Annotated in this window: 17 protein-coding genes; 3 read left to right on the plus strand and 14 right to left on the minus strand. The window is 68.2% G+C overall.

Annotated features, from left to right (window positions below):
* Window positions 1-50 precede the first annotated feature (50 nt).
* From OV287_RS30385 to OV287_RS30415, 7 genes are all read right to left on the minus strand, one after another.
* Complete coding sequence (locus OV287_RS30385; RefSeq protein WP_267537541.1) at window positions 51-833, minus strand: SDR family oxidoreductase; 783 nt, start codon at window positions 831-833, stop codon at window positions 51-53.
* Window positions 830-1,582 carry a cupin domain-containing protein gene (locus tag OV287_RS30390; RefSeq protein ID WP_267537542.1) on the minus strand — a complete coding sequence of 251 codons (753 nt, stop codon included), beginning with the start codon at window positions 1,580-1,582 and terminating at the stop codon, window positions 830-832. Before OV287_RS30390 ends, OV287_RS30385 begins: the two co-directional genes overlap by 4 nt.
* The gene (locus tag OV287_RS30395) at window positions 1,579-2,640 is read right to left on the minus strand and encodes a zinc-dependent alcohol dehydrogenase (protein ID WP_267537543.1); all 1,062 of its coding nucleotides are present in this window, start codon (window positions 2,638-2,640) and stop codon (window positions 1,579-1,581) included. The genes OV287_RS30390 and OV287_RS30395 overlap by 4 nt, the downstream gene beginning before the upstream one ends.
* Window positions 2,637-3,020 carry a cupin domain-containing protein gene (locus OV287_RS30400; protein WP_267537544.1) on the minus strand — a complete coding sequence of 128 codons (384 nt, stop codon included), beginning with the start codon at window positions 3,018-3,020 and terminating at the stop codon, window positions 2,637-2,639. The genes OV287_RS30395 and OV287_RS30400 overlap by 4 nt, the downstream gene beginning before the upstream one ends.
* Window positions 3,017-3,778, minus strand: a complete 762-nt coding sequence (locus OV287_RS30405; protein ID WP_267537545.1) for a cupin domain-containing protein — start codon at window positions 3,776-3,778, stop codon at window positions 3,017-3,019. Before OV287_RS30405 ends, OV287_RS30400 begins: the two co-directional genes overlap by 4 nt.
* Window positions 3,771-4,949 carry a sedoheptulose 7-phosphate cyclase gene (locus tag OV287_RS30410; RefSeq protein WP_267537546.1) on the minus strand — a complete coding sequence of 393 codons (1,179 nt, stop codon included), beginning with the start codon at window positions 4,947-4,949 and terminating at the stop codon, window positions 3,771-3,773. Before OV287_RS30410 ends, OV287_RS30405 begins: the two co-directional genes overlap by 8 nt.
* Window positions 4,950-5,055: 106 nt before the next feature.
* The gene (locus OV287_RS30415) at window positions 5,056-6,759 is read right to left on the minus strand and encodes a GMC family oxidoreductase (protein WP_267537547.1); all 1,704 of its coding nucleotides are present in this window, start codon (window positions 6,757-6,759) and stop codon (window positions 5,056-5,058) included.
* 181 nt (window positions 6,760-6,940) lie between these two features.
* On the opposite strand from OV287_RS30415, the gene zwf reads away from it, so the two are divergent.
* The gene (gene zwf, locus OV287_RS30420; protein WP_267537548.1) at window positions 6,941-8,464 is read left to right on the plus strand and encodes a glucose-6-phosphate dehydrogenase; all 1,524 of its coding nucleotides are present in this window, start codon (window positions 6,941-6,943) and stop codon (window positions 8,462-8,464) included.
* Between the two features lie 102 nt (window positions 8,465-8,566).
* Here zwf and OV287_RS30425 read toward each other — a convergent pair whose 3' ends face one another.
* A complete protein-coding gene (locus OV287_RS30425) occupies window positions 8,567-10,315 on the minus strand; it encodes a DUF8189 domain-containing protein (protein WP_267537549.1) in 1,749 nt (582 codons plus the stop codon).
* A 371-nt stretch (window positions 10,316-10,686) separates the two neighbouring features.
* Between OV287_RS30425 and OV287_RS30430 the strand changes: the two genes are divergently transcribed.
* Window positions 10,687-11,292 carry an SRPBCC family protein gene (locus OV287_RS30430; RefSeq protein WP_267537550.1) on the plus strand — a complete coding sequence of 202 codons (606 nt, stop codon included), beginning with the start codon at window positions 10,687-10,689 and terminating at the stop codon, window positions 11,290-11,292.
* A gap of 290 nt (window positions 11,293-11,582) precedes the next feature.
* On the opposite strand, the gene OV287_RS30435 is transcribed toward OV287_RS30430, so the two are convergent.
* The 4 genes from OV287_RS30435 to OV287_RS30450 form a co-directional block, all read right to left on the minus strand.
* A complete protein-coding gene (locus OV287_RS30435; protein WP_267537551.1) occupies window positions 11,583-13,175 on the minus strand; it encodes a DUF1501 domain-containing protein in 1,593 nt (530 codons plus the stop codon).
* A 10-nt stretch (window positions 13,176-13,185) separates the two neighbouring features.
* On the minus strand, window positions 13,186-14,187 hold the full coding sequence (locus OV287_RS30440; RefSeq protein WP_267537552.1) for a hypothetical protein: 1,002 nt from the start codon (window positions 14,185-14,187) through the stop codon (window positions 13,186-13,188).
* A 2-nt stretch (window positions 14,188-14,189) separates the two neighbouring features.
* A complete protein-coding gene (locus tag OV287_RS30445; RefSeq protein ID WP_267537553.1) occupies window positions 14,190-15,968 on the minus strand; it encodes a hypothetical protein in 1,779 nt (592 codons plus the stop codon).
* A 354-nt stretch (window positions 15,969-16,322) separates the two neighbouring features.
* The gene (locus OV287_RS30450; protein WP_267537554.1) at window positions 16,323-17,663 is read right to left on the minus strand and encodes a serine hydrolase domain-containing protein; all 1,341 of its coding nucleotides are present in this window, start codon (window positions 17,661-17,663) and stop codon (window positions 16,323-16,325) included.
* 358 nt (window positions 17,664-18,021) lie between these two features.
* Between OV287_RS30450 and OV287_RS30455 the strand changes: the two genes are divergently transcribed.
* Complete coding sequence (locus tag OV287_RS30455) at window positions 18,022-18,912, plus strand: peptidoglycan-binding protein (protein WP_267537555.1); 891 nt, start codon at window positions 18,022-18,024, stop codon at window positions 18,910-18,912.
* An 86-nt stretch (window positions 18,913-18,998) separates the two neighbouring features.
* Here the strand turns inward: OV287_RS30455 and OV287_RS30460 are convergent, their stop codons facing one another.
* Both OV287_RS30460 and OV287_RS30465 read right to left on the minus strand, forming a co-directional pair.
* A complete protein-coding gene (locus OV287_RS30460) occupies window positions 18,999-19,454 on the minus strand; it encodes an immunity 26/phosphotriesterase HocA family protein (RefSeq protein WP_267537556.1) in 456 nt (151 codons plus the stop codon).
* Window positions 19,455-19,457: 3 nt separating this feature from the next.
* Entirely contained in the window at window positions 19,458-20,486 is a 1,029-nt protein-coding gene (locus OV287_RS30465) for a hypothetical protein (RefSeq protein WP_267537557.1), read from the minus strand.
* Between the last annotated feature and the right edge of the window lie 169 nt (window positions 20,487-20,655).

Consider the following 20,655-nt stretch of genomic DNA (forward strand, 5'->3'; position numbering starts at 1 on the left):
AGGAAGTCCTTTCGTGTGTCTGGGTTGAATCCGTCGCGAGTGGGAAGTGATTACTGGCGGCCCGCGTACTCCTGGTTGGCGATGGCGCTCATCAACAGCAGGCCGCCATCCACGGGGAGGGTGACGCCCGTGATGTAGGCGGCGTCCGGTTCCGCCAGGTGGGCGATGAGCGCCGCGACCTCGCGGGCGCGCCCGGGCCGGCCGATGGGAATCGCGGGCCGGGAGAGCTCCGCCGCGTCACGGCTCTCGGGGACTCCGTTCATCGGCGTGGCCGTCTCTCCCGGGCTGACCGCGTTGACGGTGATGCCATACGGCGCCAGCTCCAGGGCCATCACCTTGGTGAGCAGGCCCAGCCCGCCCTTGGAGGCGCAGTAGGAGGAACCTCCCCGGATGGGCACCAGCTCGTGGACGGACGTCACGTTGACGATGCGCCCGCCCCGCCCTTGCGCCACCATGCGGCGCGCCGCCACCTGGGCACACAGGAAGGGGCCGGTGGTGTTGATGGTGAGGATGCGCTGCCAGTCCTCCGGCGTCTCCTCGAGGAACGAGGCGCGGCGGTTGACCCCGGCGTTGTTGACGAAGACATCCACTCCGCCCAGCTCACTGGCCGCCCGTTCCACCGCCTCCGCGGCGGCTCTCGGGTCCGTCAGGTCCATGCGGAAGGCCAGGGCCCGCACGCCGTGGGCCTCCACCTCCGCGGCGACCTGCCGGGCTCCCTCCGCGTTCGAGTTGAAACCAATCCCGACATCGAAGCCCTTCTGGGCCAGGGCAATGGCGGTGGCCTTGCCGATGCCGGAGCTGGCACCGGTCACGATGGCGATACGCTCGTTCATGTCTCTTCCTCCAGCAGTTCGTATCCAGCCTGGGCGAGGCTTCCCGCACCCAGGTAGCCGTAGACCGTCCGGGTGGTGACGCCGGGATCGGTCTGGAATCCGTGCCATTCGCCGGCCGGGATGTAGGCCAGGTCGCCCGGGTTCAACCGCACCGGGCCCTCCTTCGTGAGGTGTTCGCCACCGCCTTGCAGCACCAGGAAGAACTCATCGGCATTCGGGTGCCGGTGGAGCTGGTGGCTGCCTCCCGGGGTGAACGTCGAGGTGGCCACGACCACCGAGCGCGTGCCGACGGTCTGGCTCGTCGCCAGCCAGTGCACGCCCATGTCGATGAAGCCACCCGCCTCGCCCAGGGGACTGTGGCTGCCCTGGTCCGCCGTCCGGGAGATGCGGCACCCGCCCCCGGCGCTGTGCGCCTCGTGAGGCTTCGCGTCCCGCGGGTCGTTGGTTCCGCCGTACACCACCAGGAGCATCGTGTCCTGGCCGTGCTCGGTCTCGAAGGCGCGGCGGGTCCCCGGCGAATTGAACACGCCCTCGCCAGGGGTCAGCCGCCAGGTGCGCCCGTTCGCGCGCCAGTCCCCCTTGCCGGACAACAGGAAGGTGACCGACTCGGCTCCCGGCAGGCTGTGCTCCGGGAGCACGCTCCCCCCGGACAGCTCATGGATCATCAGCATTCCGAGCGACTCGGGGATGAGCTCCCGGTTGACCAGCCACTGCACGCCACCAGTCCGCTCGAGGGTCCGCCGGATCATGACGTCCTCCCTTCGTTGAAGCGCAGCAGCACCTTGGGGGGACCCGAGCGGCCATGCTCGAGCAGCTCGAAGGCGTGCGCGGCCTGTCCCGGAGGGAGCACTCCGGCGATCAGCGGCTTCGCGTCCAGCACGCCATCGACGAAGAGCTGGATCGTCCGGTCGTAGTAGTCCAGGCCATGCCGGATGCCGAGCAGATCGACTCCACGCAGGACGAGCTCCCCCGGCACGAAACCAGACACCGGCTCGTTCGCGACGCCCACCACCGCCACCCGGCCACCCGTCGCGGCGAGCTCCACGCTGCGCAGGAAGGCCCGCGAGGAGCCGGAAGCCTCGATGACCAGCGAGTAGGCCGCGCGCCGGGCCTGCTCGGGCCGCAGTGTGTGCCGGGCACCGCAGGCGGCGGCCAGCTTCAGCCCCGCCTCGTCGATGCCGATCGCATCCACGTGCCGGGCCATCCGCGAGGCGAGCTGCACGGCGAGCAGGCCGATGGTTCCGGTCCCCACCACCGCGACCTCGTCCTCCAGGCCGCAGCCGGCCTTGTCGAAGCCACCCACCACGGTGACCGCCGGCTCGATGAACGCGGCGTTCACGTCGGAGAGGGCCTCCGGCAACGCGCTGAGCGAACGCATGGGCATGCGGATGTACTCGGCCGCGGCGCCCTGCAGGCCGTACAGGCCCACCTCGACCAGCTGCTTGCAGTGCGCCCGCTGTCCGCGCTGGCACATCCGGCACAGGCCGCAGGGAACCATCGTCTGGCCCACCACCCGGTTCCCCACCGAAATCCCTCGCACGTCCTCGCCCACGGCGGCCACCTGGCCACACCACTCGTGGCCGAACACCAGCGGAAGGCGCGCCCGGCCATCCCGCAGGTACGAGGCGGTGCCGTGCAGCAGCTCCAGATCGGTTCCGCACAGCCCGACGTACGAGGGGCGGATCAACACCTCGTCCGGACGGGGTCCGGGAATGGGAATCCGGGTGAGCTCGACCCGTCCCGGCGCGGTGATCGCCACCGCCGTCATCGAGCCTTCCGGCCATGCTCCTGTTGCCATCGCACTCATGCCACGGGCCTCCTCATGGGAAGGGATTGGGAGATGGAGCGGGGCATCACGACGAGCCAGAGCAACTCCAGGCCGTCATCCCCACTGGTGATGCGGGCCTCCGCCCCGGTGGGCAGGAGCACCAGCTCGCCGGCGTCGAGGGAACGTTCCCCCGGCTCCGAGCCCGGCTCCCGCAGCTGCCCCGAGCCCGCGAGGACAAACCAGGCACTCTCGGTGCCCTCACGGCCTCGGAGCGCGAACTCGGTACCTGGCGACAACCGCACGTAGTCGACGGAATCGCACTCGGAATGCAACATCCCGCGCCGTGCCAGGGAGCGCCAACGGATCTCCTCGCCGCCCTGGCGCGTGCTGGAGGTCCTGTCGATGGTGGAGATGATCATCGCGCGCCACCTCCCGGCACTTCGAGGCTCGCCAGGAAGTACTCCAGCCCCGCGTCACCCGCGGTGACGGTCATCCCCGTGCCCAGGGGCAACGTGACGGAGACGCCGTACTTCAGGGGGATGGCCGCCTCGCCCGAGGAGATCTCCCCGGAGCCGCCGATGGCGAACAGGGTGTGCTCCTCGCCCGCGGCGGACAGCTCCGCCCGTTGCCCGGGCTTCAGGTTCACCAGTCGGATGCTGCGCAGCGGTCCGGTGAAGACGCCGCGAGGATTCACTTCGTAGGTCTGACGCAGGTTGAGAACCACGGCGTTCGTCACGTCTTCTTCTCCTCGTTGGGTAGGGGGTTGGGGGGCACGGGCCTGGCCCGGGGGCTCCGAGCCGCGCAACACCGCCGCGGTGTGGGGGCTCAGCAGTTCGATCACCAGCCAGCCCAGGCCTACGTCTCCGACGTTGCGCAGGCCGTGCTTCGTCCCGAGGCCCGTCAGGATGAGGCTGCCCGGGCCCACCGGGTGCGGCTTGCCGTCGAGCGTCATCTCTCCGCGGCCCGAGAGGATGAAGTAGATCTCCTCGGTGCGGGTGTGCACGTGCTCGCCGCTGACGCCGCCCGGCGGAATCCACGCCCACTCCACCGCCTCCCACGAGCCGAACAGCCCGGCCCGCCGTGCCAGACACTTCCACTGGGAGAGCCCCGTGGTGCCGTGCACGCCGTAGACCACGGAGGGATCCTCGAGATCTCCGATGATCACTCCCTCACGCATGGGCGGCCTCCCACATGGGCGCGGAGCCGGAGGAGGCGTCCATCTCCCGGAGGGCGGTGGCCGCGGCGGTCATCTCGTCCGGAGTGACGTCATTGACGAAGCACGCCGAGCCGATGCCGATGGCCAGCGGCAGCCGCTGGAGCCCGTCGCGGTGGCGGACGGTGTCGGCCAGGGCGTCTACCAGCACCGCCGGCTCGCAGGTCCGGTGGTACACGGGCAGCTCCAGCTTGCGCATGAGCGTGAAGATCCGGTCCCGCTCCTCGGGGGTGATCATCCCGCGCTGCGCGGAGATCAGCGTGGTCAGCGCCATGTCGATGTTCACCGCCTCGCCGTGCAGCAGCTCGGGCAGGGCCAGCATCTCGATGGTGGGGCTGAAGGAGTGGCCGTAGTCGACCACGCGCTCGAGCTTGTGCTCCCACAGGTTCATCTCCAGCTCCTCGAGCATCCCCGTGATGGCCCGCTCGATGACCTGCGTGGCGGCGCGGTTGCTCTCGGGGGTCCTGCCCTGCAGGCGCTCCGTGATGAGCGTGGTGCCGTGGCGCTCGAGCAGCTCGAACAGGGTCCGGTCCTTGATGAGGGCGATCTTCAGGATCTCCGCGAGGCCGTTGACGATGTGCCGGGTGTCCACCGTCTTCAGGAAGCCGCGGTCCAGCAGCGTGTCCCGGGCGGGGAAGTACGTGCCGAGCCGGTTCTTGTGCGCGGAGTGGTTGACGCCCGTCTTGACGCCCACGCCGGCGTCCACCAGGCCGATGAGCGTGGTGGGAACCCGCACATACGGAGTGCTGCGGCGGTAGAGGCTCGCGGCGAGCCCGACGATGTCCATGAGGACGCCACCGCCGATGGCGATGATGGGCTCATGGCGGCGCGAGATGCCGAACTCGTTGATGCCCTTCACCACGGCGAAGACGGAGTCCATCGTCTTCTCCGTCTCGGAGATGGGCAGTGAGATGATCTGGTACTTCACGCCGTGGTGCTGGAGGTAGTGGCGGAGCTGGACGCCATAGAGGCGCTCCACCTCGGCATCGAGCACCACGAGCCTGCGGATCGTGCCGGTGCGCTGGGTGGCGCCCGCCTCCAGCAGGGCCCGGTTGGTGGGATTGAACACGCCATCGACCACCCGCACCTGATAGTGGACGGGCAGGGCCGCATTGACGATCCAGGTTCGTGACATGTCGTGAGTCAAGGTTCCTCTCCTGTGGCGATGTGGGGGGTTGGAAGCCGGCGTGTGTCGCGCGACTTGTCTGGAGGGAGTGAAGAGGGCGCGGATGTGACGGCGGTCATCCGTGCCGCGTCGCGAGCATGAAGCGCGAGGCCTGCTCTCCAATGAGGATGGCGGGAGCGTTGGTGGGGCCGGAGGTGATCTCCGGCATGATCGACGCATCCGCCACGCGCAGGCCCTCGAGGCCATGGACGCGCAGCCGCGAGTCCACCACCGCGCGCTCGTCCACGCCCATGCGGCAGGTGCTGGTGGGGTGGAAGAAGCAGGTGGTGGCCTTGCGGATCCACTCCACCGTCGCGGCGCGGCCGCGTGGTCCGGGCATGAGCTCGCGCTTGCGGAACCCGTCGAAGGCGCGCGAGGCGCCAATCTCCCGGCACAGCTCCACGGCGATGCGCAGGGCCTCGACGTCCGCTTCGTGGCCCAGGTAGTTCATGTCGATGATGGGCCGGGCGGAAGGATCCGCGGAGGTGAGCCGCAGGTGGCCCCGGGAGGCGGGGCGGACCAGGCCGGGGACGAGCGCGTAGCCATTGTCCGGCACGGGGCCGAGCTCGGGGGTGACGAGGGGGAACTCGTGGAGGACGGGTTGGATGTCGGGACGCGACAGCGCCGCATGGGAGCGCCACCACAGGGTCGCCTCGGCGCCATTGCCCCGGGGCTGGGGGAGCGGGACGCTGCTCTCGTAGTTGATGCCGGCCACCAGGATGTGGTCCTGCAGATCCTGGCCCACGCCAGGCAGATGCCGCACCACGGGGATGCCCAGCGCCTGGAGTTCGTCCGCGGGCCCCACGCCGGACTGCATCAGCATCTTGGGGGAGTTGATGGCCCCGGCGGACAGCACCACCTCGCGGGTGGCGCGCACGCGGCGCACCTGGCCTCCATGGCGGAACTCCACGCCGGTGCAGCGGTTGCCCTCGAAGAGCAGCCGTGTCACCTCTGCATGGGTGAGCACCGTCAGGTTGGGACGGCCCATCGCGGGGAAGAGCAGGCCACGGGCCACGTTGAAGCGCTCGCCGTCGGCGATGCACAGATCGAAGAAGCCCGCGCCCTCCATCCGCGCGCCGTTGTAGTCGCGGGTCATGGGAACGCCGGCCTGTTGAGCTCCCTCGATGAAGGCGTGGGCGAGGGGATGGGGGTCGGCCGCCCGGGAGATGCGCAGCGGGCCGCCCACGCCGCGGTACTCGTCCTCGCCGCCCGAGTAGTCCTCCAGCTCCTTGAAGATGCGGCGGACCGTCTCGCCATCCCAGCCGGGGTTGCCCCGGGCGGCCCAGCTGTCGAAGTCCTGGTGGTGGCCGCGCACCCAGACGCTGGCGTTGTTGCTGGCACAGCCGCCCAGCATCTTTCCGCGCGGGCAAGGGATGACCCGATTCGCGGCGTGCCGCTGGGGCACCGTCTGGTAGCTCCAGTCCAGCTCCGTGCCGAGCAGGAACCGCCAGCGCGAGGGGATGAACACGTCCGGATGTGTGCCGGAGCCGCCAGCCTCGAGGACCAGCACGTGATTCGCCGGGTCCTCGGACAGCCGGGCGGCCAGCACGCAACCAGCCGAACCCGCGCCAATGACGATGAAGTCGTAGGCCTCGCGGGGGCTCTCGCGCAGCCGGCGCTGGTTCTCCCATGCGGCCAGGGCCTCCCCGGCCAGTTGCTGGGCACGCTCCGCTGGGACGCCTGCCTCCTTCGCCGCCTGGAGAAAACCCTCCCGGTCCAGTTCTCCGCTGCGCACCTGGTGGACGAGCAGTCCGAGGGTGCTGTTGCTGAGTCTTTCCATGATCTCTCCTGAGGTGTCCCGGGGGGAGAGTCAGGGGTCCTTTTCTGTGAGACGTGCTCGGCTGCCCAGCCGCCTGGGCGGGGCCGGGCCCGGAATCACAGGCGGCACCGGTCCTCTCGACCTGTCTTGCAAGGACGAGGAAGCCAAGACCGGGAGCGAGCGGATGATGCGGGAGTCAGCGATGAGGGCATGGGACGAGAGCGCGGCGGACGTCGAGCGAGCCAGCGAGATGATTCCCGAGCCGTGCACGATGGTCCTCTTCGGCGCCTCGGGAGACCTGTCGGGACGCAAGCTCATCCCGGCGCTCTTCCAGGAGGGGCTGTTGCCCGCGGAGTTCACCCTGGTGGGCACCGCGCTCGTCCCGATGGGGCACGAGGGATTCCGTTCGCGCATGCGCACCGCGGTCGAGCAGTCCTTCGGGGTTGGTGGTGTGGACCCGGCCGCGTGGAACGCGTTCGCCCGGGGGCTCTACTACGTGCCGCTGGATATCTCCTCGGCCGGGGACTACGCGCGGCTGGGCGGGCTGCTGGAGCGGGTGGAAGCGGAGCGCCGGACGCGGGGCAATCGCCTCTTCTACCTCGCGGTGTCGCCCGCGCTCTTCGGTGACGTGGTGGAGCGGCTGGGCGAGTCGGGGCTGGCCAGGTCCGATGCGAGGCGCTGGTCACGCATCGTCGTCGAGAAGCCCTTCGGGACGGATCTCCCCAGCGCGCGGCGGCTCAACACCCGGCTGCGCCGGTACTTCGACGAGTCGAGCATCTACCGGATGGACCATTACCTCGGGAAGGAGATGGTGCAGAACCTGCTGGTGCTCCGGCTGGCCAACGGCATCTTCGAGCCGCTGTGGAACCAGCGGCACATCGACCACATCCAGGTGACGTGCGCCGAGCCGTTGGGTGTCGAGGGACGGGGCGGGTACTATGAGCAGGCGGGAGTGGTGCGGGACATGATCCAGAACCATGCCTTCCAGGTGCTCTCGCTCATCGCGATGGAGCCACCGGCGAGCCTGGAGCCCGAGGCCGTGCGTGACGAGAAGGTCCGGGTGCTGGAGGCGGCACGGCCCTTCACCCCCGAGCGCATCCGCGCCGAGTGCGTGCGTGGGCAGTACGGGCCGGGCCTCATCGCGGGCGCTCCCGTGTGTGGCTACCGCCAGGAGCCGGGTGTCTCGCCCACCTCGGGCGTGGAGACCTACGCGATGCTGACCATGCGCTTCGACAACGCACGCTGGGCCGGTGTGCCCTTCTACGTGCGCTCCGGCAAGCGGTTGAAGGAGCGCCTCACCGAGGTGGTGGTGCAGTTCAAGGAGGGGAGGGAGAACCTCTTCGGCGCGGGACAGCGGGAGCGGATGTCCGCCAACCAGCTCATCATCCGGATCCAACCGCACGAGAGCGTCACGCTGCGCGTGGCGATGAAGGCACCGGGGCGGGCGGTGCGTGTGCGCGACATGGACATGAGCTTCTTCTACGCCGCGTCCCACGAGGGGCCACCCCCCGAGGCCTACGAGCGGCTGCTGCTGGACGGCATGCTCGGCGTGTCCACGCTCTACACGCGAGAGGACATGGTCGAGCGGGCCTGGGAGCTGGTCACTCCCGTGCTGGACGCCTGGTCCCATATGGGCGCCGAGCCGAACTACGCCGCCGGGACGTGGGGTCCGGCGGACGCCAGCCGGTTGCTCGAGCGCCAGGGGCTCGCCTGGAACGGGGCGTGAGCGCGGCGTCGAGCGGCCCGCTCACCGCTTCCCGGCGCCGTCCTCGCCCTTCTTGTCGGCGGGGACGGTGCGCGCGGGCGTTTCGGAGTGGAACACGGTTCGTCAAACCAGACGGGCCGTGTTGGAGTAGAGTGTGTTGTCGAGTCCCCTGGCGTACACGTACAGGCATTGCCCGAGCGCCGCTGCGGCGGTTGGCGCTGCCGTTCTGCCACCGGTAGGCACCTCGAGCCACTTGCCGAACGGCTGACCGTCCAGGGCGCTGACGTAATAGACATGCTTGTCCCGTCCGATCCCGGTGACGAACAGTCTTCCCTTGAACGAGGCGGCAGCCGGGTTCCCGGCGACGCGCATGTCACCGGGAAGCTGCGACCATGCCCCGAAGGGGGCGCCATCCGCCGCCGAGTTCACGTAGAGGCGGCTGTTGTCGACGCCTTTTCCGAGGACGTAGATTCGGTTGCCCAGCGATGCGATCGCCGGTGCCGCGTCAGTGGTACCGCTGCCCTGAAGCTCCGCCCATGGCCCGAACGGCTGACCGTCGAGTGCGGAGCTGATGTAGATGCGCCGATCCTGCCCCTTGCACACCACGTACAAGCGATTGCCGAGAGCGGCTGCAACCGGGGCGGAGTCCATCTGCGGCCCTTGCGGCAGCGGGGACCAGCCTCCGAAGGGGGCGCCGTCCGCCGCGGAGTTCACGTAGATACGGTCGTCGCCGATTCCCTTGTCGAAGACGTAGATCCGGTTGCCCAGCGAGGCGACTGCAGGCGCCACATCGGTGGTGCCGCCGCCCGGCAGTTCCGCCCACTGCCCGTACGGCTGACCGTCGCGAGCAGAGATGATGTAGATGCGGTTGTTGAACCCCACGCACACCACGTACACCCGGTTGCCGAGCGAGGCCGCGGCCGGGGCGCCGGTTGCGCCCGCCAGGGCGGGCAGCGGTGCCCATCCCGTCCACTGGAGATGGGCCTCGGTCAAGTGGCGGCGCCCCCCCTTGAGGATGCCGTTGCGCATCACCTTGATCTGGTCGTTCGAGAAGTAGCGTGGCGCACAGCCGCCGAAGTGCCCATAGCCCATTACGTTGTGCTGGTCGGGCGTGAGCTGGAAGGTATGGACGTAGCCGTTCGAGAACGTCACCTGGATCGGGAAGTTGGCCTGGCAGTAGTTGAAGCCAGGAGGAACGTCGGTCTCCGGATTGTATTCGTGCAAGGCCGGCGGCGTGTCCCGGATCTGCCCGGCATCGCCGTCCGTCGCCTCGGCGAGGATGCGTGTGCCCAGCTCGTTCACGGTGTCCTCGGCCCACTGCACGGCGTAGTGCAGTTCCAACTCCGGTTGCGTCCCTTGCTGGAGCAATTGCGAGATCTGGCTGAGTGCCGCTTGACCCGCGGCATTGCCCTCGACGCCATTCTTGATGATGCCGGGTAGGTCCGCGAGCTTGAGGCCCTCGAAGAAGGTGTGGGGCAGATAGAGATAGTGGCCCATCTCGTGGGCGAAGTTGTCACCATTGAGGTTCTCGACATGGAAGAAGGCGGCTCTGCTCCCGGCCTCTCCTCCATGGCCCCGGTGAAAGATGACGAGCTTGCCATGGTATTGCGCGGCGAGCTTCTGAAGTCCTTCGCCGTCGAGATTCTCCGCTGCACTGGTGTACTCGACGTCAGCCCCAGGGTCGAAGTCGAAGCGAATTCCTGTCGGCTCGTAGATCTGATTCACATGCGCCAGAAGTGGTACGACGTGGTTCTTCACATAATCTGCCCGCTGGGTCGTCCCCATGGACAGCACCTCCGGGCGGGTGATGATGAAGTGAAGACGCAGACTCAGCGTGGGTGAGAACAGCGCATTGACGATCCGTGAACTCATGAGGGTACTAAGTATAGGCAGAAGGCTGACAGAGGGCCGCTGCCAGAGCCAGCAAGGCCGTGCGCCGCGCAGGTGTGGGGCCGCTCATTGCCAATGGCACCTGCAGCCTCCTCTGGCGCTTGCCTTCGTGAGACAGGACGGCGACCGTGCGGTGGCTCAGCACCGCGCACCCAGGAGCCCCTCCTTGCCCTCCCCTTCCCGGCGACTCTTCACGACTGTCATTCTACCCCGGTCCTCGCCCGCAACAGGGCTCCCATTCCGCCTATGCTCCGGTGACGAGCGACGCGCGGACTTTCCAGCGCCTCTGCCCGCCCACCCGCGCTTGACCGCCGGCCCTGCGATGTGATGGTTGCGCCTCTCGGAGGGCTTCAATGCTCGGGAAAATTCTCATCGGTGTTGCGGGTGTCTTGGTCCTTTTCGTAGCGGTGGTGGCCACACGGCCGTCCGCCTATCACGTCGAGCGCAAGCTCGCGGTCGCTGCTCCAGCCGATCTCGTGTTCGGTGTTCTCAACGACCTCCATCAGTTTGCCGGTGTCTTGGTCCTTTTCGGGTCGCCGTTGGAGAAGTTCGCGCCCAACATGCAGAAGATCTTCGAAGGCCCCGCGGCGGGCGTCGGTCAGTCGTATTCGTGGAGCGGCAAGGAAGTCGGCACGGGCAAACTGACGATCGAAGAGAGCGTCCCTGGCCAGAAGGTGAGCATGAAGCTCGAGTTTGTGGAGCCGATGGAGTCCACTGCAACCTGTGCGCTCACCCTTGCGGGTACGCCGACCGGCTCGTTCGTGACGTGGTCGATGGATGGGAACCACAATTTCATAGGCAAAGCCTTCGGCATGTTCATGGACATGGACAACATGCTCGGCGCCGACATCGAGAAGGGGCTCGCCCAGCTGAAGACCGTCGCCGAGGGCAAGCACGTAGCAACAGCGGCCGCTGGCGCGGCTCAGGCTGACGTCGACAAGGCCACCGCCGAAGAGTAGGCGTGCGGGAAGAATTCTCCGTAGCTCGAGCGCTTCGTGCAACCCCAGCAGGAGGCCGCTCCGGCTATCAGCGCACCAGCCGCCTGAGTCCACCCGGCCCATCCGCCCGCGCGCAGGAGGATCCGGGCGGCCTCCCCGTGCGCGGACGGCTCCGGCCATTCGCCTGCCCCGGCGCGGAGGGTTGAAGCCCCGCGCCAGGCGCTGACGCTCCTCTCATCCAGAAGGTGCCGACGAGGACCCTTCGCTTCTCGGCCCCCTGTGGCTCCGGGGCGAGCTGCTCGGCTGCGCTGTCAGCCCCTCACGACGCCGTCATAGACGCCGTAGCCGCCGGGAATGAAGAAGTCCCTCCCCGGCTCCAGCCCGAAGGCCCGGAGGACCGTCGCCGCGATGTCCTGCGAGCGCGGCGCGCGCGTCACCCGCTCGCCGGACTCCTCCACCAGCATCACCGGCGCCCCCATCGGCGAGCCGTTCATCGTCTCGTCGTACCCGCCGAGCATCTGGTTCCCCTGGATGCCACCGCCCACGAGGATGGCGCAGGTCGCGGGGTGGTGGTCACTCCCCTGCTTCGGGAAGGTTCGCCCGAAGTCGCTGTAGACGTAGACCAGCGTCTCGTCCAGCAACGACCGGGACGCATCGGTCCGGCTCGGGGTCAGGCTCATCTCGAGGCACAGCCGGCCCACCATCTCCAGCGCGATGCGCAGGTGGTTGGTGTGCATCTGCGGTCCGTTCGCGCTGTGGGTGTCGAAGGTGTTGTTGGAGAAGCTGGAGGCCCGCAGGTTCACCGACGTCACCAGGTCCGACTTCAGCAGCTGCAGCGCGAAGGAATACGCGCCCATCGACGCGCCCGTGCCGCAGGAGTCCGCGTAGCCGATGCAGGCCGACCAGTCCACGGGATAGGCCGGGTCGGCCTTGAGCTTCTCCCAGGACGGCGTGCTGGCCAGCACCGAGAGGATGTCCCGGCTCACGGTCCTGCTCGCGCCCTTGTACGTGTCGTAGAGCTGCTCGAGCATCGCGTCGGTGCCACCGCTGGAGATGCCCCGCTCCTGGCGCAGCGCCTTGAGCAGGGCCGCGTCCACCGCGGTGGCGGGCACCGTGCCCGGGAGCGCCGAGCCATCGAAGGCGACGTCGGGCACGTCGCTCCGCGCGCGGAGCCCCTTCCAGGCGCTGTCGCGCTTGTCGGACAGCGTCGGCTCCACCGAGGCCGCGGAGTGCAACACCGTGGGGTTCGCCAGCGCGGGCAGACCGAGCGCGCCCGGCAGCGTGCCGCCCAGGCTGACGTTGGGGATGGGCCGGTCCGGGAAGCGCCGCGACAGGGCGTTGGCGATCACCGCCTGCACCGATGGGGCCCGGAAGTTCGAGCCCGCCACGCCGCACATGCTCGCGATGATGCCACTGGTGTGCGCGGCCGTGTTCTGGTCCGCCCCCACGAGCAACGCGGCCTTGTCGAAGAGCCTGTAGGCGGGGTTCGCCCACGCGTAGCCCCAGGGCCGGAAGTTCTGCTGGTTGCCCGAGGCGGGATTCAGCCCGCTCGCGTCGGCCGGGTTCGCCCAGTTCCAGAAGACGGGCCCGCGCAACTTCCGCACGGGACCGGGCGCATCCAGGTCCACCGGGGAGCGGTCGAAGTTCTCCACCTGCTCGGGCCGGTAACCCACGGGGATGATGCCGCCCTGGGGCGTGGGGATGAACTTGTTGATGCCCGCGCGAGTCAACGGAGAGAAGAAGGTCTCCCAGTGGAGCCCTCCATCCAGCCAGATGCCCAGGAGCTTGGTCGGCCGTCCCGAGGCTGTCTGCGCCGACGCCACCGGCAACCCGAAGCGCGTCATGAGTCCGAGGTGAGCGGCCCCGAAGGCCAGCTCGAACAGCTTGCGGCGAGTGAGCTTCATGGGTGCCTCATCAGTAGAAAATCCAGTGGGGGTGGCGGATGAAGTACGAGCACGTGCCCACGTAGGCCGGCTCGGTATCGGTGGGCGTCGCGAGCGGCACGAACACGTCCTCATACAGCGCGTCCACCTGAGCGTCGGTGAACCGCTCGCCCAGGAAGTGCAGCGACCACCGCCGCAGCGTGGCCTTGACGTCCACGGGGTTGGCGGTGCGTGGCGTGCCCGTGGGGAACAGCGCCGTGTTCCCCGTCTTGGCCAGCGCGCGGCGGCACCACCGCTGCGAGACCTGCGTCAGCGTGAGCACGAAGGTCGGAGACGCGGTCCGGTCATGGGACACCTGGTTGATGACGGAGCCGCCCCCCAGCGAGTGATAGCGCTCTCCGGTGGCGTTCTGCCGCGGCATGGGCAGGGCGTCCGGCGGCTGCAGCGGGTAGAAGTCGTCACCCCGCGACTCCGCCATCGGAAAGCCGTACTCATTGGCCGAGGTGAAGAAGTCGTCATGGCCCAGGCCCAGCTGCTGGTAGAGCGCCCGCTGTATCTGGGTGGCGCTCATGCGGGTGATGCGTGGCGCCTCGGGGTCTGGACGCGAGTCCCGCTGCTGCACCGCGAGGCCCTGGACCCACGCGCGGACGTCGGCCACGGGCAGCGTCGCCATGCCTTCGGCGACGAGCTGGGCATAGGACTTCTGACCGATGGGCATCTGCTTGAACGCGCCGGTGCCACGGCCCTCCAGCAGCCGCACCAGCTCGCTCTCGTCCGGGCTGCCCGGCTTCACCATCCGGACATCGGACACCAGCAGGGACTGGAAGGCCTCGGCCGAGGCGAAGTAGCCGCGCGCGCCCTGCGTGTGGCAGCCCTCGCAGTGGGGCTTGAGGCCCTGCATGATGCGCACGGTCTCCGAGCTGGCCGGCGTGGAGCACTGGGCCTGTCCCCGGGCGCGGAGCGCGGACGGGGCACCCTCACCGCCGCACGAGAGCACTCCGGACAGCACGAGGAGGAACAAGAAGCGGTTCATGGTCAGCGCCCCCTCTGGAAGAGGTTCGACTGGGTGAGTGACTTGACGAAGGGCCGGACCTTGCGGCCTCCCGCGATGAAGCGCGCCACCTGGTCGTCCAGGTAGCCCGCCTCTCTCGCCGGATCGATGTCGCGCCCCAGCACCTGGGCGTGCAGACGCCGCACGACACACCGGTCGAAGGCGCCCGCCGCGACGATGAGCTTCGCGAAGCCCAGCGGGCCCACCGTCCCGTCACTGACCTGCCCGAGCAGGGTCTGCTCCGGCGGCAGGAAGTCGAGGAAGAGCGCCTCGGGGTTCACCTGCGCCTGGGCCTCGGTGACGGGCGTGAGCAGCGTGTCGGGCGAGTACCACCGGTTCCAGTGGCTGAAGGGGTCCCCGCCGTAAGGGTACGCACCCGTCCGCCACCGCGCCGGCCAGTGCCACACCGTGCCGACGCCGGGCATCAGGTACTTCGCGCCATAGCCCTCGGTCGCCGAGCCCTGCTTCGCGTAGCGCTTGAAGTGGATGGCCGCGGGGTCGAGCCGGCGGTGGCAGTGCTGGCACGGCCCCTCCGTCCCCGGGTCCCTCCGGTATTCGTTGAACTCCTGGCCCGAGGGCGGCGCGAGGACCTCGCACGCCAGCGTCTCCAGCGCCCGGGCGCCGCGCACGCGCTCGCGCGGATAGGCCGAGAGGAAGCCCAGGCTGGTGAGCATGCCCGCGGCGGGAATGCCCCGGGAGGCACCCGTCTGCGTGCGGGGATCGAACCGGTAGTCCCGCTCGGCGAGGAAGAAGGGGTTGCGCTCGGGGACCTGGTACTCACGCCACGCGAGAGGGTCTCCCGGGGAGTGCTCGGGGTCCACCGGCGCGCTGGCGAACCGGGACGGCCGCCACCACGAGTCGTCGTCGAGCAGGCTCGTCACGCCCCCCGCGAGGCCTTGCATCACATAGGCGGCCTGGAGGCGGGTCGGCGCGACGGAGTAGGAGCCGAGGATGAGGTCCGTCGCCGGCCTGTCATGCCACGCGAGGTGGGCGAAGAGGCGGGCGGGTTCCTCGGAGGCGAGCCTCCGCTGGCCCTCCCCGTTGTAGGGCACGTAGTTGTCGAAACCCGCGTACGTCTGGAAGTCGGCATGGCAGCGCACGGCATTCGGTCCACAGCCGCAGGTGCCCTCCGGGCCGGTGGTGGCGCAGGTAATCGTCACGGGGTTGCCAGAGGTGGGATCGCGCCCGGTGCCCGTGGCCGCGGTACTGGCCGCGAAGCCCACCAGCGTCACCGTCGTGCCGGGGGCCCACCACGGCTCGAGGGAGCGCTCGTCCACCGGCGAGCCATCCGCATTCAGGCCGCTGCACGCCGACGTGTCTCCCCGGTAGTACTTCCAGGCGCCGGCCCTGGCCGTGCCCACAGCACACCGCTGGAGGGTGCGTTGCTGCGGCAGCCCGTACTCCGGCGCGTCGGCGGTCCTCGGGGTGAGCGGGAGGTTGAACCAGTCGCGCGCCTGCTCGAACATCGTCTGGTAGAAGGCGGGCTGCTGGAGCGTCTGGTCGACGAAGGCCGCGACGAAGGCCCGCTGCGCGGCCTCGTCGCCCGCCGCCTCCAGCGCCGCGTATTCCTCGCCGGTCGGCGGAGTGCCGCGCAGCGCGAGCGAGGCCCGCCGTAACAGCCGGCTCGGCGTGAGGAGGTCGCTCTTCTCGCCAGCGTCGGGAGTCTGCGTGGGAGGAGGCTCGACGCAGCCCGCGTCCTGAGAATCCACGGGCGGGTTGCCGACGACAATGCCGGGGTCAGGGCAACCTACCCAGACCAGCAAGGGCAGGACCCACCAGAGAGGACTCGGCGTGGGCCCCCGCCCACGGCGCGGGTCAGGTGGCTCCAGTCGAGCGTTACGACCAGTCGAGATACGCGGGTTCATTCATCGCGTCATAGCATCCAAGGTCCGGGCGGATTCCCCGTGCACGAACGGCTTCAGCCATTCGCCGCATCCCTTCCTTCAGCAACTCTGGATTCTTACCTTAATTCTGTTTTTCTTGAATTGCTGGACCTGGCGCGGTCCACTCGGTGGAGGTGACGTACACCGAGACGGGCAACCTCAGCACCGATCTCAGCCGCCTGCGCTCCACCACGGACGGCTACATCGACAACGTCCATACCTTGCGCAAGAACGCTACTTCTTGCAGGTCACCGCCGGATCGGCCTTGGCCACGTCGGCGCCCCACAGGCAGACGATGCGATCCAGCGCCAGGCCGCTGCGGGAGTTGCTGAAGAACACGATGCCGTCGCCGGATGTCGGACGCATCAGGAACCTGGCGCGGAAGCCGGCCTGATTGCGCCCGTCGTGGCCGATGGCGGTGCTGCCGTCGCTGAGGCGCTCGATGAAATGGCCCAGGCCGTAGACCGCTTCATCGGGCGCGCGGGGCGTGCTCAACTCCGCCGGGGTGTACATCTGGGTCAGTTGTGCCTGGGTCAGCGGGTGCGCGCCGGCACTGCCCGCCATGCCGGCGATCATCCATCGGGCGAAGTCGTGGACGGTGGTGGTCAGGGACGAAGGCGCTTGCTCGACGTAGTACCGCATCGGCACTGGGCTACCGTCGTCTCCATGGCCCTGCGCGGCGCCAGCCAACACCTTCGGCGTCATGGCAACGCTGGTGTGGTTCATGCCCAGCGGCCGGAACACCAGCTCGCGCGCCAGGTCCGAGTACTTGCGCTTGGTGGTCCGCTCGATGGCCAGCTGCATCAGGGTGTAGCCGCCGCCGGAGTACTGAAACCTGGTACCGACGGGCGCGAACAGCTCGACCGCGCCGCGCCCGTTGGTCTTGCCGGCCAGCGACTGCTCCAGGGTCGGCAGTTCTTTGAAATCGAGCCAGCCCTGATACCCACCCAAGGTGGTGCCCGCGGTATGCGAGAGCAGGCGGCGAATCGTGAGCTGGTGATAGTCGAACTGGCTCTGCGCCAGCGGCCACGGCGACAGCATGTCGGCCACCGGCCGATCCAGCTGGACGCGCCCCTGCTCGGCCAGGCGCATCGTCACCCAGCTGGCGATCGGCTTGGACAGCGAGGCCGCGACGAACACCGTATCGGGCGTCACCGGCACCTTGCCAGCGTGGTCGGCGTGGCCGAAGCCCTGAGCGTAGACCAGCTTCCCGTCGACGATCAGCCCCACGGCTGCGCCTTGGATCTTGGCCTCTTTCATGATGGCCGGCACTTCGCGCTCGATGACCTGGGCGAACGGCGGCGGGGACGACGAGGGTGCGGCCGCCGACGCTTGCGTACCGAGCGCCATCGCGATCATTAGCGCCAACGCCGCGAGCGGCCTGGCCGACGATGCGGCTCGGCAGTGGAAGACGTGTCCGTTGTGTTCGTTGCGCATGGTGTCCTGTCCAGGCTGGAAGGTTGGGGATGCGACGCAACGACCCGACGAAAGCGGCGCTTTCGCGAGCACGGAACGGCGCGAGTGGGTGATGAGCTCGGAGGCTCGTTCCCCCCGGGCGATCTCGTGCTTGGGCATGTGTCAGCTCCCCTTCGAGCGGTACTCAGGAGAGCATGATCAGGGGAAAAAACATAAGCGCTTCAACGCACGTTTCCAGGAACGGTGTCAGACGATTCGTAGAGACGAGGTGTCGGAGCGAGTCCTGTGACACCTTCCCCGGCTCGTGGAGGCGGGGCGCCACGAGGAGCTGCTCCTCAAGCGCGGGACATATGCCGAGCTGGTCCGAGCGCAGCTCGAGAAGACCGGCCTCCTGGGGTCACAGGCGATCGAAAGCCAGGCAGCTCCCCCCCTGTGCTCTCGGTCGCGGATGCCACCAGGGCAGCGGCATGGGCGTGCATGTATTGAGAGAGTGATGCACAGACTCGAGGAGATGCCCATGACAACCGTCAAGCTCGTCAACGTGCAACCGGGCAAGAAAAACGGTGACGTGCTCATTGTCCAGAAGGCGCTGGCCGAGGCCGTAGGGCTGGATTACTCGTCTGGTCCGGGAACCTTCGGACCCAAGACCCGGGCTGCTTACGCGAAGTGGCAGCGGAAACTCGGACTCCAGGGTGCGGATGCCGATGGCGTGCCGGGACTGAAGTCCCTCCGGGCCCTCGGTCAGAAGTACGACTTCTCCGTGAGCACCGCGGGCGGCACGTCCACTCCGACCAAGCCCTCGACCGGGCCGACGACGACGCCCTCCAGCGCGCGCCCGCACCCGCGCGGCCGACTGGGTAGGGTCTACGCCGACAACAGCAAGAAAGCGGCCCACGCGAAGCTCGATCGGCGCTACGTCTCGAAGCTGACTGCGATCTCGCACATCAGGCCGACGAAGCGGCGCCAGATCGATGAGATCGCCCACAAGGCGGACCTCCCGCCGGCCCTGGTGGCGGGCATCTGGTACCGCGAGGCGTCCCTGGCGAACGGCGTGTACCTGCACAACGGCGATCCGCTCGGCAAACCCACCACGCACGTGCCGAAAGGCATCTTCTTCCGCAAGGATCAGTTCGTCGAGGCGGCGGTGGACGCGCTGAAGGAGAAGCGCTCGACGCAGCGGGCGCTCAAACTGCACTACAGCTCAAAGGATCTGGGCGCCATGGCCACGTACGCGGAGGCGTACAACGGCTACGGCTATCGCTCCCACGGCAGCACCAGCCCCTACGCGTTCGCCGGGACCAACCAGTACCACGGCGGCATGTACGTGGCCGACGGGGTGTACAGATCGTCCACTTTCGATCGCCGTCCGGGCATCGTGGCCATCGCGCAGGAATACATGAAGCACTGAGTCGAGGTGGTGGAGTACGCAAGAACTGCTCCGCCGCCCCTTCACTGTGGCGGCAAGACAGGGCCAGGGGCGAGCAGGAGGCTTCCCTACTTCAGGCGGACTTTGTGCCGCTCTGCCGTGGCGTTGGGCCGTCCCATGAAGGTGTCGAGAATGCGTTCCTCCACCCCCACCTCTTCCCAAACAGAGGCGCGCTCAAGCCCGATGCACTCTTGCGGTTCCGCACGTCTCTCATTGCCGGCGGTGTCGAAGATCAAGCAGTCGCGGAAGTTCCCCCGGTCCTGCATGAACTGAACGATGGGTTGAGAAAACTGCTCTTCCAGCTTCCTCCACCCGATGACTTCCCACCGCCTCTCGTCCATATGGCGGACAGCCATCTTGAAGAGGATGGGCATGGAGGCAATCCGGTCCAAGTCTGAATCCGGAGTGTCGGTCCTGTAATCGTAATAGGCATCGTGCGGCATGTTCAGCACCCGGCCATAGCCAAAGGAGCCATCTGCGAGAGGAATTCTCAAGAACGACCCGGGCTTGTAGAGGCGCGGCATCTGCTAATATCCCGTGTATGGGTGAAGTAGGCCCCACAACGCCGTGGCGGCTTCGTGAAACCGTCGGCCTCGCGGATTGTCCTTCGCCACGCCGCGTACGGCATTCTCGGTGCGATAGGGCTCTCCGGTGTCGGAGCGGGCGCCTCCCAGGGAATCAATCAACTGCTGCTCTCTCCCGCGGATCCGCCAATACGCGACGTCATCATATCTCTGGCCATAGTCAATGGCACTCCCAACATCGAACCTATCCACTTCCGCATCGGCAAACGCAGCGTTCTCCGGCTCGGCGCTCTCATCCATGTGATGATTTTTATCGCGAAGGAGAATGGCCGCTATCGCTTGAAGTGCGAGGGACTGGGTGAGATCAACGATCATGCTGGTCCGCCCCGCGTAGAAGTGATGGGTTGTCTTGTTGAGTTTCGTGTAGGTGACGTAGATGCGTCCCAGCCGTTTCTTGTCACTCTTGTCGGGCTCTGGCTTGGGCGCCACGCCAGGAGAAGCCTGGGGCGGGTATTGACCTTGGACCCAGCCCATCACATCGCCGAAGTGCGTACCGTAGTACTCGTCCGCGATGTCGATGGGAGTCTTCTCCCCATTCGCGGCCGCCCTGGCCGTCAGGCACACCAGCAGGCCACTGCCGACCGCCGCCACCACCGCGCCTCCCACCACCACCATCTCTCCCGCCGCGCCGCCAGCCCCGACCTCCGCACCCGGGCCGCCGTCGGGCACGAGCCGGAGCACACCGCGGGGGACGCCATCTCCCAGGCCCTCGCCGGACAGCCCCTCCAGGGGAGGTGCCGAGAGAGGGGTGAGCGGCCCCACGGGAGCAGCACCCGCCGTCGCCGCCACCAGCACTATCCGCCTCCCCGCCTGCGGAGCAGTCACCACCTCCTTCCTTGCCCCGGCAGCACCGTCACGGCGCGGGATATAGACGCAGCGCTGGGGCGGCTCCGGGGTGCTACGGATGCTCGGAGCCGTGCCGCTACACCCCAACACCACCATGCCTAGCAGCACCACCCACCCTCGCGGCACGCAGCGCCTCCGGGCGTTGGCCCCTGCTGGGAAGAGTTCGAGTTTACAGGTGGGCCGCGCGTTCCTGTCAACATGAGGCCCTGGGGCAAAGGCTCTACGGTGGTCTTACCGGTGGGATTGCGCTCACCAGGAGTTCCAGGCGGCGAATTCGATTCCCGCCGCCTCCAAC

Origin of the sequence: Archangium lansingense (assembly GCF_026626635.1) — a bacterium.
Lineage (GTDB): Bacteria > Myxococcota > Myxococcia > Myxococcales > Myxococcaceae > Archangium > Archangium lansingense.